The following is a 12,789-nucleotide window of genomic DNA, read 5'->3' as shown; positions in this document are numbered from 1 at the left end:
ACGGAGAACGTGATGGATCTGGGTATTGCAGGCAAGTGGGCACTGGTGTGCGGCGCGAGCAAGGGCTTGGGCTTCGGCTGCGCGCAGGCGCTGGTGCGCGAAGGCGTGAACGTGCTGATCGTGGCGCGCGGTGCCGAGGCGCTGCAGGCGGCAGAGCGCACGCTGCTGGACGATCCGCAGCGCCCCGCCGCTGCCGAGGTCCGCCACGTGGCGGCCGACATCACGACGCCGGCCGGCCGTGCGGCCGTGTTCGCCCTGCGGCCCGAATTCGACATCATCGTGACCAATGCCGGTGGCCCGCCGCCCGGCGACTTCCGCGACTGGGACCGCGAGGACTGGGTCAAGGCGCTGGACGCCAACATGCTGACGCCGATCGAACTGATCAAGGGCGCGGTCGATGGCATGGCGGCGCGCGGCTTCGGGCGCATCGTCAACATCACCTCGAGCTCGGTGAAGGCGCCGATCGACGTGCTGGGCCTGTCCAACGGCGCGCGCAGCGGCCTCACGGGCTTCGTCGCCGGCGTGGCGCGCACCACGAAACTGGCCTCGGCCAACGTGACCATCAACAACCTGCTGCCCGGCGTGTTCGACACCGACCGCATCCGCGCCACCGTGGCCGGCCAGGCCGCCAAGACCGGCAAGCCGGTCGAGGACATCGTCGCCGCGCGCAAGAACAACATCCCGGCGCGGCGCCTGGGCACGCCGGCCGAGTTCGGCGCGATCTGCGCCTTCCTGTGCAGCCAGCACGCCAGCTACATCACGGGCCAGAACATCCTGCCGGACGGCGGCGCCTACCCCGGCACCCACTGAGCCTCAGCGGGCGGCCTCGGGCCTGCGCGAGGACACGACGATGCCGCCCACGATCAGCGCGAAGGCAAGGCCGTGGTACAGCCGTGGCGGTTCGCGCAGCACGAGGCCGGACAGCAGCACCGCGAACAGCGGCGTGAGGTTGGCGAAGAAGCCCGCGGTGCTGGGCCCCACGCGGCGCACGCCCGCGCCCCAGCACAGGTAGGCGGTCAGCGAGGGGCCGAGCGCGATGTAGAGCAGCGCACCGGCCAGCGGCCAGCCCCAGGCCGTGGCCACCGGGCCCATCCAGAGGGCCTCGCCCAGCGCGAAGGCGCCGGCCCAGGGCAGGCCGAACACCACCTGTGCCATCAGAAAGCCCGCCCAGTGCGCGCGCAGCGAGGCCGGGTAGCCCGGCCGCGTCAGCAGCCAGCTGTAGGCGGCCCAGGCCAGCGTGGCGGCCAGCATGTACAGGTCGCCCGGCACCAGGCGCAGGTGCAGCAGCTGCTGCAGCTCGCCACGGGCCAGCACCACGAGCACGCCGGCGACCGACAGGGCCGCGCCGAGCAGTTGCCGGTGCGAGACCGGTGCGCCGAACAGCAGGCCGATGGCCAGCATCCAGACCGGCAGGCTGGAGCCGACCAGCGTCACGTTGATGGGCGTGGAGGTCTGCAGCGCCAGGTACTGCAGTGCGTTGTAGCAGCCCACGCTGAGCAGGCCCAGCAGCAACAGGCCGCGGCGGTGCTCCCACAGGCCCGAGCCGCGCCGCAGCACCGCCGCGGCCAGCGGCAGCAGCAGCGCGAACACCAGCACCCAGCGCAGGAAGTTCAGCAGGACGGGCGGGATCATGCCGGCCACGAGCCGGCCGACGATGGCGTTGCTGGCCCACATCAGGGGGGGGAGTGTGAGCAGGGCGACCGTGGAAGGCGTCAGGCGTTGCGAAGGCATCGAAGCGACTGTAACAACGGGCCATCGCTGCTAGCATCCGCCGCTTCGATTGCACGCGCACGCGAGGAAGAGAGGACGACATGACGACGACGAGCAAGGCCATCCGCATCGAGCGCAATGGTGGCCCCGAGGAAATGCAGCTGGTGCAGGTGCAGGTGGGCGAACCCGGCCCGGGCGAGATCCGCATCCGCCACAAGGCCATCGGCCTGAACTTCATCGACGTTTACCAGCGCAGCGGCCTGTACCAGCTGCCCATGCCGCTGCAGTTGGGCATGGAGGCCTCGGGCATCGTCGAGGCCGTGGGCTCCGGCGTCGCGCACCTCGCGGTGGGCGACCGCGCGGCCTACGCCAGCCAGCCGCCCGGCAGCTACTGCGAAGTGCGCGTGATGCCGGCCAGGAACGTGTGCAAGCTGCCCGACGCCATCGATTTCGAGACCGGCGCGGCCATGATGCTCAAGGGCCTCACGGCCCAATACCTGCTCAAGAAGACGCTGCCCCAGGGTGGGTTGCAGCGCGGCGACCATGTGCTGTTCCATGCCGCGGCCGGCGGCGTGGGCCTCATCGCCTGCCAGTGGGCGCGCGCGCTGGGTCTGCAGCTGATCGGCACTGCCGGCTCGCCCGAGAAGTGCCAGCTGGCTTTGGCCCACGGCGCGGCCCATGCCATCGATTACAAGCGCGAGGACTTCCTGGTCCGCGTCAAGGAGATCACGGGCGGCAAGGGCGTCAAGGTGGTGTACGACTCCATCGGCAAGGACACCTTCGACAAATCGCTGGACTGCCTGCAGCCCTTCGGCCTCATGGCCAGCTTCGGCAACGCGTCCGGCGCGGTGCCGCCGTTCGCGCCCGGCCTGCTGGGCAACAAGGGCTCGCTGTATCTCACGCGCGCCACGCTGTTCACGCACATCGCCACGCGCGAGAGCAACCAGGCCATGGCCGACGACCTGTTCGACGTGGTGCTGCGCGGCGACGTGAAGATCCGCATCGACCAGCGCTATCCCTTGGAGCAGGTGCAACAGGCGCACCGCGACCTGGAGGCGCGCAAGACGACCGGCTGCTCCATCCTGACCTTGTGAACGCGCTGGCGCTGGACCCGGCCTGGTGCGCGGCGCTGCTGGCGCGCGCCGACCAGGCGCCACTGGCCCCACGCGTGCCGCTGCTGTGGCAGGAACGCGAGATCGGCAGCATCGAGCCGGCGCTGCCGCTGGCGCTGGGCCGCCTGGCGGCGGCCGACGGGACGGCGCTGCTGTGCCGCGAGGGCATGGCCTATTGCGTTCGTGGCGCACTGGGCGACAGCCTGGAGCGGCTGGCACGGGCGTTGCGCGCCGCGGGCCTGGCCCATGCTTGGCGCGACGAGCAACTGGCCGTCTGCGATGTGCACGGCGTGCCGCTGGCCAGCGTGGAGCGTGCCGTGGTGCGCGTGCTGGGCATCGCGACCCGCGCCGTGCATCTGGTCGGCTTCGATGCACGCGGCCATGTCTGGCTGCAGCAGCGCGCGTTCGACAAGGCCAACGATCCCGGCCTGTGGGACACGCTGATGGGCGGCATGGTCGCCGCGGGCGACACGCTGGACACCGCGCTGGAACGCGAGACCTGGGAGGAGGCCGGCTTGCACCTGGAGGCCTTGCAGGACCTCTACCAGGCTGGATGGGTGCACCAGCGCCGGCCGGCCGGTGACGGCACCCGCCACGGCTACCTCGTCGAGGACATCGCGTGGAGCCGTTGCGTGCTGCCCGAGGGCGTGGTGCCCAGCAACCAGGATGGCGAGGTGGAGCGCTTCGAATGCGTGCCGCCCGACGAGGTGGTGGCACGCCTGCAGCAAGGCCTGTTCACCGACGAGGCCGCGCTGATCCTGCTGCAGGCGCTGGGTGAGTAGCGCGCTTCTGTTCACACCCTGTCATTGTTGACACCCTTGGCGTCGCCCCAACGCCACGGACCTTCCATGTATGCATCTGGCATCCATGGAATGCAAGTGGGCAGCAGGACGCAGCGGATACGATGTGGTGGAGCACCGGCCCCCCGGGCTGAACGCGCGTGGGGAGCCTGCACGAAGGGGCACCACATGGATTCGAACGAGCGGCAGACTGTGCTGGTCGTGGACGACTCGGCACTGAACCGCCAGATGCTGACCGACCTGCTGCGGTCGGACTACGCCGTGATCGCTGCGCGCAACGGCGAACAGGGCCTGGAGCTGGCGCGCCAGCATCAGCCCGATCTCATCCTGCTGGATGTGGTGATGCCGGGTTTGGACGGCCATGAGGTGCTGCGCCTGCTCAAGGCCGATGGACGCACCTCCTTGATCGGCGTCATCTTCATCACGGGCCTGGATTCGGCGGCCGAGGAGGAACGCGGCTTGCGCGCCGGCGCCTCCGACTACGTCGTCAAGCCTTTCCATGCTGCCGTGGTGCGCGCCCGTGTCGCCCTGCATCTGCAGCTGGCGCGCCAGCGCCGTCTGCTGGAGCAGTTGGCGCGCATCGACGGCCTCACCGAGATCCCGAACCGCCGCCATTTCGACGACATGCTGGCCCAGGAGACGGCGCGGGCCACCCGGGGGGGCGTGGGGCTGGCGTTGGCGTTGCTCGACGTAGATTGCTTCAAGCAATACAACGACCACTACGGCCACGCCAAGGGCGACCGGGCACTGCAGTCCATCGCCCGCGTGCTGCAGGCCGGCATGCGCCGCCCCGCGGACCTGGCCGCACGCTATGGCGGCGAGGAATTCGTGCTGCTGATGCCCGACACCGACCTGTCGGGCGCGGCGCTGCGCGCCGAGCGCCTGCGCGCGGAGATCGAGCAGCTGGCGTTGCCGCATGCCTGGTCGGACGCCGCGCCCTGCGTGACCGTCAGCATGGGCGTCACGCATGCGGCACGCTCCGAGGACCTGTCCGGCGCCGCGCTGCTGTTGCAGGCCGACCGCCGGCTCTACGTCGCCAAGCGCGCAGGCCGCAACCGGGTCGTCTCCGAGGGCTGATCAGCCCAGTTCGTCGAACTTGGACTCGCGGATGCGGCTGGGCGCCAGCGCGCCGGCCGAGTCCAGGATCGGGTAGGCGATCGAGCAGATGTGCGAGTTGATGCGCTTGAGTTCGGACAGCAGGTCGATGTGCAGCGAACTGGTCTCGATGCTGGGCACGGTCTTGTCGGTCAGCCGCGCCAGGTGGGTGCGCGAGTAGGCGCGTTCCAGGTCGCGAAAGCGCGCCTTCTCCTCCAGCAGCTTGCGCGCGTCGTGCACGGTGCCGTTGAGGAACACGCTCATGCCCAGCCGCAGGTTGGACAGCAGGCGCTCGTGCAGTTCGCGGATCTCGGCCATGCCGGCCTCCGAAAAGCTGCGGCCGGGACGGATCTTCTTGTCCTCGATGTCGATCAGCACGCGCTCGATGGTGTCGCCGATGTGCTCCATGTTGATCGTGAAGCTGATGATGTCGGTCCAGCGCTGGCTCTCTTCCTCACCCAGCGCCTCGCGCGAGATCTTGGTCAGGTAGTACTTGATCGAGGAGTAGAGCTGGTCCACCGTGTCGTCGAGCTTGCGCAGGTCTTCCGCCAGGCGCAGGTCGTTGCGCACGATCACGTCGAGCACGCCACGCAGCATGGTCTCTACCACGTCGGCCTGGTGCAGCGCCTCGCGCGCCGCGCAGGAGATCGCCAGCGAGGGCGTGGCCAGGGCCGAGGGGTCCAGGTGCTGGGGCCGATCCAGTGGCCCGCCCTGACCGCGCGGCTGGCGCGGCAGCCAGCGCTCCACGCCGCGCGCGATCCCGTTCGTGAGCCCGATGAAGACGATGGCCACGACGACATTGAAGCTCAGGTGGAACAGCACCACCAGCGTGGCCGTGTCGGCGATGTAGGGCTGCACGACCCGCATCCACAGGCCGATCCAGGGCGCGGCCAGCGCGACGCCGAGCAGCTTGAACACAAGGTTGCCCATGGGCACCTGGCGCACCTCGACCGCCGAGCGTGCGGTGGTCAGCACGGCCAGCGCACCGCTGCCCAGGTTGGCGCCCAGCACCAGGCCCAGCGCCACCTCGGCCGGCACCACGCCCGAGGCCGCGAGCGTGGCCGTCAGGAGCACGATGGCGAGACTGGAGTAGCAGACCACGGCCAGCAGCGCACCGACCGTGATCTCCAGCATGAGGTCGCTGGACAGCGAACCCAGCAAGGACTTGATGGCCGGTGCCTGTGTCAGCACGGCCGTGGAGGCGGTGACCAGTCGCAGCGCCAGCAACATGAGGCCCAGGCCGATCAGCACGCGGCCGAAGCGGCCCACGTTGCTGGACTGGCGCGCCATGAACAGCACCACGCCGACGAAGATCAACAGCGGCGAGAGCCAGGACAGGTCGAACGAGAACACCACAGCCATGAGGCTGGTGCCCACGTCGGCGCCCAGCATCACGGCGAGCGCGGCCGGCAGCGCCACCAGGCCCTGGCCGACGAAGGAAGAAACGATGAGGGCGGTGGCCGTGCTGGACTGCACCAGGGCCGTGACGCCCAGGCCCGAGGCGAACGCCGAGAAGCGGTTGGAGAGGCTGTGCGACAGCGTGCTGCGCAGGTTGGCGCCGAACACGCGCAGGATGCCGGTGCGCACCATGTGCGTCCCCCAGACCAGCAGCGCGATGGCTGCCAACAGATTCAGCAAATGCTTCATGGAATGTGCAGACGACTATACGCCTGCACCACGCTGTGGCCTGGTGGCCACAGTCAGCGGCTCAGCGGCTGCGCCGCATGCGCCGCAACTCGTCGAGGATCAGCAGCACGGCACCCACCGTGATGCCGCTGTCGGCGATGTTGAAGGCCGGGAAATGCCAGCCGGCCCAGTGGAAGTCCAGGAAGTCGACCACGTAACCGTGCTGCAGTCGGTCGACCACGTTGCCGATGGCGCCGCCCAGGATCAGCGTCAGCGCGAACGAGAACAGGCGCTGGCCCGCATGCGCGCGCAGCAGCCAGACAATGAACACCGCCGCGCCCACACCGATGGCCGTGAAGAACCAGCGCTGCCAGCCCGAGGCCCCGGCCAGGAAGGAGAAGGCCGCGCCCGGGTTGTGCGCGCGCACGATGTTGAAGAAGCTGGTGACGACGGTGGCGTCGCCGTGCTGGTAGTGGTCCAGGATCCACTGCTTGGTCCACTGGTCGGCCACGAAGATCGCGGCCGCCAGCAGCAGCCAGGGCCACCAGCGCGCGCGCACGCTGCCGGACATCAGGCGAAGACCCGGTTTTCGCCGGCGCCGAACAGGTTGCTGGTGCAGCGGCCGCACAGCGTCGGGTGCGCCGGGTCGCTGCCCACGTCGGCGCGGTAATGCCAGCAGCGCTCGCACTTGGTGTCCGCGGAGGGCGTGACCTGCACGGCGAGTTCGGCGCCTTCGCGCAACTCTGCCTTGGACGTGATCAGCACGAAGCGCAGGTCCTCGCCCAGCGCGGCCAGCACGGCATGGTCGTCGGCCGCGGCCGACAGCACCACGTTGGCCTGCAGGGACGAGCCCACGGCACCCGTGGTGCGCACGGCCTCGATCTCCTTGTTGACCACGTCGCGCACGGTGCGGATGCGCGACCACTTGGCCAGCAGCGCCTCGTCGGGCTGGGGCAGGGCACTGTAGGTTTCCGTGAAGATGGACTCCGAGCTGCCGACCAGCTTCCAGGCTTCTTCGGCCGTGAAGGACAGGAACGGCGCCATCCAGCGCAGCATGGCCTGGGTGATCTGCCACAGCGCGGTCTGCGCGCTGCGGCGCGCCAGCGAGCCGGCGGCCGTGGTGTACAGGCGGTCCTTCAGGATGTCGAGGTAGAACGCGCCCAGGTCTTCCGAGCAGTACACCTGGAGCTTGGCCACGACCGGGTGGAACTCGTAGACCTTGTAATGGGCCAGGATCTCGGCCTGGAACTGCGCGGCGCGCGCGAGCGCGTAGCGGTCGATCTCCAGCAACTGCTCGGCCGGCACGGCGTCCTTGGTCGGGTCGAAGTCGCTGGTGTTGGCGAGCAGGAAGCGCAGCGTGTTGCGGATGCGGCGGTAGGCGTCGACCACGCGGGCGAGGATCTTCTCGTCACCCGCGATATCGCCCGAGTAGTCGCTGGCAGCCACCCACAGGCGGATGATCTCGGCGCCCAGCTTCTTGTTGACCTCTTGCGGGTCGATGCCGTTGCCGAGCGACTTGCTCATCTTGCGGCCCTGGCTGTCCACCGTGAAGCCGTGCGTGAGCAGGCCGCGGTAGGGCGCGCGGCCCTCCAGCGCGCTGGCCAGCAGCAGCGAGCTGTGGAACCAGCCGCGGTGCTGGTCGTGGCCTTCCAGGTACAGATCGGCCTCGGGGCCTTCGGTGTGGAAGCCGGGCGCGTGCGTGCCGCGCAGCACATGCCAGAAGGTCGAGCCCGAGTCGAACCAGACCTCCAGGATGTCGGTGCTCTTGGTGTACTGCGCGGCGTCGGCACCGAGGATTTCCTCCGTCGTCACGCGGCTCCAGGCCTCGATGCCGCCCTTCTCGACGATGTCGGCGGCTTGGTCCAGGATCTCCATCGTGCGCGGGTGCAGCTCGCCCGAGTCCTTGTGCAGGAAGAACGGGATGGGCACGCCCCAGCTGCGCTGGCGCGAGATGCACCAGTCGGGCCGGTTGGCGATCATGTCGTGCAGCCGCGCCTTGCCGTTCTCGGGGTAGAAGCTGGTCTGCTCGATCGCGGCCAGCGCGGTCTGGCGCAGCGTGAGCGGCGCCTTGTCCTTGGTGAACACGCCTTCGCCCTCGTCCATGCGGATGAACCACTGCGCGGCGGCGCGGTAGATCACGGGGGTCTTGTGGCGCCAGCAGTGCGGGTAGCTGTGGCTGATGGTCTCGGTGGCCAGCAGCCGGCCGGCAGCCTTGAGCGCGTCGAGGATGACCGGCACGGCCTTCCAGATGTGCTGGCCGCCGAACAGCGGGAAGTCATCCGCGTAGGCGCCGTTGCCCTGCACGGGGTTCAGGATGTCCTCGTTGCGCACGCCGTGGGCGGTGCAGGAGTTGTAGTCCTCCAGGCCGTAGGCGGGCGCCGAGTGCACGATGCCGGTGCCGTCGTCGGCCGTGGCGTAGTCGGCCAGGTACACGGGCGCCAGGCGGCGGTAGCCGGCATCGACGTCGTAGAGCGGGTGCTCGAATTCGAGGCCGCCCAGCTTCTCGCCCTTGGCGGTGGCCAGCACCTGGCCCTGCAGGCCATAGCGCGTCATGCACTTCTCGACCAGCGAGGCGGCCAGCACCAGCAGGCCGCGCTCGGTGTCGACCAGCGCGTACTCGAGCTCCGGGTTCAGGTTCAGCGCCTGGTTGGCCGGGATGGTCCAGGCCGTGGTGGTCCAGATCACGACGAAGGCGTCCTTGGACAGCGCCGGCAGGCCGAAGGCTGCTGCCAGCGCGGCCGGGTCGTGCGCCTTGAAGGCCACGTCCAGCGTGTCGCTCTTCTTGTCGGCGTACTCGATCTCGAACTCGGCCAGCGAGGAGCCGCAGTCGAAGCACCAGTACACGGGCTTCAGGCCCCGGTAGACGAAGCCGCGCTCGATCACGCGCTTGAACGCGCGCAGCTCGCCGGCCTCGTTGGCGAAGTCCATGGTCTTGTAGGGATGGTCCCATTCGCCCAGCACACCCAGGCGCTGGAAGTCGGCCATCTGCTGGGCGATCTGCTCGGTCGCGAAGGCGCGGCTCTTGGCCTGCATGTCGTCGCGGCTGAGCTTGCGGCCGAACTTCTTCTCGATGGCGTTCTCGATCGGCAGGCCGTGGCAGTCCCAGCCTGGCACGTACAGCGCGTCGAAGCCTTCCAACTGGCGCGCCTTGACGATCATGTCCTTCAAGATCTTGTTGACCGCGTGACCCATGTGGATCTGGCCGTTGGCGTAAGGCGGGCCGTCGTGCAGGATGAACTTGGGGCGGCCGGCGCGTGCGGCGCGCAGCCGCTTGTACAGGCCTTGCTCGTTCCAGTCCTTGACCCAGCCGGGCTCGCGCTTGGGCAGGTCGCCGCGCATGGGGAACGGCGTGTCGGGCAGGTTCAGGGTGCTGCGGTAGTCGGTGGTGTCGGTCATGGTGCGGGCAGGGGCGTCGTCGGCGACGGCGCCATGGAACTGGGGAAGGGGGAAACGCGGCCCGGCGGCAGGCCGGGAACACGCGCGAACGCGGGCAAGCCGGGCGGCTAAATTCGGTCGCGCGTGGTCTGCCGGCGCGTCTGCGCATGGCCGGCCGCCAGCCAGGCACGGGCCTCTTCGCAGTCCCTGTTGATGCCGGTCGTGAGGGCATCCAGGCTGTCGTACTTCAGCTCGTCGTGCAGTTTGTGCAGCAGTTCCACGCGCACGATCTTACCGTAGCCCCCCTCCGGCCCCAGGTGGGCGGGCCAGTCCAGGCAGTGCGTCTCCAGCAGCACGCGGCCGCCGTTGACGTCGTTCGGGTCCAGCGACGGGCGCACGCCCAGGTTGGCGACACCGGCCAGCGGCTGCTCTGCCAGGCCGTGCACCTCGACCACGAAGATGCCCGAGGCGGCCGGCTTCCAGTGCGAGAAGCGCATGTTGATGGTGCGGAACCCCAGTTCGCGGCCGAGCCGGCGGCCGCGCACCACATGGCCGCTGATGCTGTAGGGCCGGCCCAGCAGGCGGGCCGCATCGTCCAGGCGGCCCTGGCCCAGCGCTTCGCGCACGGCCGAGCTGGACACGCGCACGCTGCGCCGGCCGCCGTCGGCCGTGGCGTCGGGCAGCGAGACCTCGTAGCTGTTCATGCGTGCCACCTCGAAGCCCATGGCGTTGCCGGCGGCAGCCAGCATGGCGTAGTCGCCCGCGCGCTTGGCGCCGAAGCGGAAGTCGTCGCCCACCAGCACGTAGCGCACGTTCAGGCCGGCGACCAGCACGTCCTGGATGAAGGCCTGGGGGCTCTGGCTGGCCAGCTCGGCGCGGAAGGGCAGCACGATGGTCTGGTCCACGCCGCAGCGGGCCAGTTCGGTCAGCTTGTCGCGCAACGTACCGATCCGGGCCGGCGCGATTTCGGGCTTGCCGGTGGCCTGTGCGAAGTAGTCGCGCGGGTGCGGCTCGAAGCTCATCACGCAGCTTTCCACGCCGCGGTGCTGGGCCTCGTTGCGCAGCAGCGCCAGCATGGCCTGGTGGCCGCGGTGCACGCCGTCGAAGTTGCCGATGGTCAGCGCGCACGCCGGTGCGATGCCCCGGTAGTGGTAGCCGCGGAAGATCTTCATGGTGTCGTTGTCTTTTCCATAGCGCCGAAGGCGTGCCCCCAGCGGCGCCCGTCATATCCTGGCCAGGCGAACCCTGTATATTGTGACGCGGCGCACCCAGGGCAAGTGGTGCGCGCAGCCTGGATGTTTGCGATTCCGTGTCCGTGCGCATGCACGCTAGCTGGAGGCGTCACTTGAAGGTCTTGAAGCTGTCGGGGCAGGGCCTGCCCCAATCCTGGATCACGCTGGAACAGGCGGTGCTCCACTACGCCGCCGACGAGGTGCGCTGGGAGTCCGGCGCCGAGGTCGCGGTGTTCCGCGGTGGCCACAACGCCGTCACGGGCCTGCAATCGAAGATCGCCATCAGCAGCATCATCGGCACCAAGGGCGTGCCGGGGGTCAACCCGTTCCGCGCACGCCCCGCCCTGACCAACAGCAAGCTGTTCGCGCGCGACCGCAATGTCTGCGCCTACTGCGGCCAGCATGTGCCCGAGGACGCCCTCACGCGCGAACACATCGTGCCGCTGGCCCAGAAGGGTCAGGACCACTGGATGAACGTGGTCACGGCGTGCCGCAGCTGCAACCACCGCAAGAGCAACCGCACGCCCGAGCAGGCGCGCATGCCGCTGCTGTACGCGCCCTACGTGCCCAGCCTGTGGGAGGACTTCATCCTGCGCAACCGCCGCATCCTGGCGGACCAGATGGAGTTTTTGATGGCGCATGTGCCAAGGTCGTCTCGGCTCCTCATATGAAAAAGCCCCGCTGAGCGGGGCTTCTTCTTTTGGAGCCAGCTGGTTCAGGCGAATACGCCGGCCTTGTCCTGCATGCGGGCCGAGACCTCGCCCAGGTGGTGCAGGGTGTCGCCGAACTGCATCTCCATCTGCGTGAGCCGCTTGAAGTAGTGGCTGCCCACGTACTCGTCGGTCACGCCGATGCCGCCGTGCAGCTGCACCGAGTTCTGGCCGACGAAGCGCATGGACTGGCCCAGCTGGTACTTGGCGCGCGCCATGGCGCGGCGGCGCTCGTCTGCCGGGGCGTTGAGCTTGAGCGTGGCGTAGTAGCTCATGGAACGGGCCAGCTCCTGCTGCATCTTCATGTCGGCCATGCGGTGGCGCAGCGCCTGGAAGCTGCTGATCACCACGCCGAACTGCTTGCGCGTGTTCAGGTACTCGGCCGTGATCTCCATGGTCTTGTCGATGGTGCCCACGGCTTCGGCGCACAGGGCAGCGATGCCGATGTCCACGCCATGCTCCAGCGCGGCCAGGCCATCGACCGTGACCAGCGCTGCCGCAGCGTCCTGGAACACGACTTCCGCCGCGCGCGAGCCGTCCTGCGTGGCGTAGCCGCGCGCCGCGACACCGGAGGCGGCACGCTCCACCAGGAACAGCGCGATCTTGCCGTCGATGGTGGCCGGCACCAGGAAGGCGTCGGCCTGGTCGCCGGCCGGCACCACGCTCTTGTGGCCGCTGACGGACCAGCCATCGCCCGTCTTCTTGGCGTGCGCGGCGCAAACATCCAGCCGGTAGCGCGCGGCGCGCTCCTGGTAGGCCAGCACCACGAGGGCCTCGCCCCCGGCGATGCGTGGCAGCCAGGTGCCCTTTAGCGCGGCGTCGGCATAGCCCGACAGCACGCCGCTGGCGATGAGCGTCTGGCCCAGTGGCTCGAGCACGATGCCGCGGCCCAGCTCTTCCAGGGCCACCATGGCGTCGACCGGGCCCATGGCCATGCCGCCATGTTCCTCGGCCACGTACAGGCCGGTCAGGCCCAGGCCAGCCAGTTCGCCGTAGGCCTCGCGCGAGAAGCCGCCGGCCTTGACCAGGCCGCGGCGGTGCTCGAAGCCATAGCCCTTGTCGACCCATTTGCGCACGGCGTCGCGCAGCTGTTCCTGGTCGTCGCTGAAGTTGAAGTCCATTCGCGTCT

At 69.3% G+C, this 12,789-nt stretch carries 11 protein-coding genes; 5 read left to right on the top strand and 6 right to left on the bottom strand.

Annotated elements, in window-relative coordinates:
* Positions 1-12 precede the first annotated feature (12 nt).
* Positions 13-810 (top strand): SDR family oxidoreductase, encoded by a 798-nt coding sequence (locus ASF45_RS02760; protein WP_056656485.1) that lies wholly within the window; start codon positions 13-15, stop codon positions 808-810.
* Between the two features lie 3 nt (positions 811-813).
* Here the strand turns inward: ASF45_RS02760 and ASF45_RS02755 are convergent, their stop codons facing one another.
* Complete coding sequence (locus tag ASF45_RS02755) at positions 814-1,731, bottom strand: DMT family transporter (RefSeq protein ID WP_056656482.1); 918 nt, start codon at positions 1,729-1,731, stop codon at positions 814-816.
* A gap of 80 nt (positions 1,732-1,811) precedes the next feature.
* On the opposite strand from ASF45_RS02755, the gene ASF45_RS02750 reads away from it, so the two are divergent.
* The 3 genes from ASF45_RS02750 (at position 1,812) to ASF45_RS02740 (ending at position 4,699) form a co-directional block, all read left to right on the top strand.
* Positions 1,812-2,804 (top strand): quinone oxidoreductase, encoded by a 993-nt coding sequence (locus ASF45_RS02750; RefSeq protein ID WP_056656478.1) that lies wholly within the window; start codon positions 1,812-1,814, stop codon positions 2,802-2,804.
* Complete coding sequence (locus tag ASF45_RS02745) at positions 2,801-3,604, top strand: NUDIX domain-containing protein (protein ID WP_056656475.1); 804 nt, start codon at positions 2,801-2,803, stop codon at positions 3,602-3,604. The genes ASF45_RS02750 and ASF45_RS02745 overlap by 4 nt, the downstream gene beginning before the upstream one ends.
* A 186-nt stretch (positions 3,605-3,790) precedes the next feature.
* A complete protein-coding gene (locus ASF45_RS02740; protein WP_056656471.1) occupies positions 3,791-4,699 on the top strand; it encodes a diguanylate cyclase in 909 nt (302 codons plus the stop codon).
* On the opposite strand, the gene ASF45_RS02735 is transcribed toward ASF45_RS02740, so the two are convergent.
* The 4 genes from ASF45_RS02735 to ASF45_RS02720 form a co-directional block, all read right to left on the bottom strand.
* The gene (locus tag ASF45_RS02735; RefSeq protein WP_056656468.1) at positions 4,700-6,364 is read right to left on the bottom strand and encodes a Na/Pi cotransporter family protein; all 1,665 of its coding nucleotides are present in this window, start codon (positions 6,362-6,364) and stop codon (positions 4,700-4,702) included.
* Positions 6,365-6,425: 61 nt separating this feature from the next.
* Complete coding sequence (gene lspA / locus ASF45_RS02730; protein ID WP_056656465.1) at positions 6,426-6,914, bottom strand: signal peptidase II; 489 nt, start codon at positions 6,912-6,914, stop codon at positions 6,426-6,428.
* On the bottom strand, positions 6,914-9,739 hold the full coding sequence (ileS, locus tag ASF45_RS02725) for an isoleucine--tRNA ligase (protein ID WP_056656462.1): 2,826 nt from the start codon (positions 9,737-9,739) through the stop codon (positions 6,914-6,916). The genes lspA and ileS overlap by 1 nt, the downstream gene beginning before the upstream one ends.
* Positions 9,740-9,846: 107 nt before the next feature.
* Positions 9,847-10,890: a bifunctional riboflavin kinase/FAD synthetase gene (locus ASF45_RS02720; protein WP_056656459.1), complete on the bottom strand. Its 1,044-nt coding sequence runs from the start codon at positions 10,888-10,890 to the stop codon at positions 9,847-9,849.
* 173 nt (positions 10,891-11,063) lie between these two features.
* Here ASF45_RS02720 and ASF45_RS02715 point away from each other — a divergent pair, with 173 nt between their 5' ends.
* The gene (locus ASF45_RS02715) at positions 11,064-11,621 is read left to right on the top strand and encodes an HNH endonuclease (RefSeq protein WP_056656456.1); all 558 of its coding nucleotides are present in this window, start codon (positions 11,064-11,066) and stop codon (positions 11,619-11,621) included.
* Between the two features lie 44 nt (positions 11,622-11,665).
* On the opposite strand, the gene ASF45_RS02710 is transcribed toward ASF45_RS02715, so the two are convergent.
* Positions 11,666-12,781 carry an acyl-CoA dehydrogenase family protein gene (locus ASF45_RS02710; protein ID WP_056656453.1) on the bottom strand — a complete coding sequence of 372 codons (1,116 nt, stop codon included), beginning with the start codon at positions 12,779-12,781 and terminating at the stop codon, positions 11,666-11,668.
* Positions 12,782-12,789 lie beyond the last annotated feature (8 nt).

The organism is Pseudorhodoferax sp. Leaf265, assembly GCF_001422365.1.
Lineage (GTDB): Bacteria > Pseudomonadota > Gammaproteobacteria > Burkholderiales > Burkholderiaceae_C > Pseudorhodoferax.
Note: the sequence above shows the minus strand (reverse complement) of the source record. Positions and strands in the feature narration are given on the sequence as shown.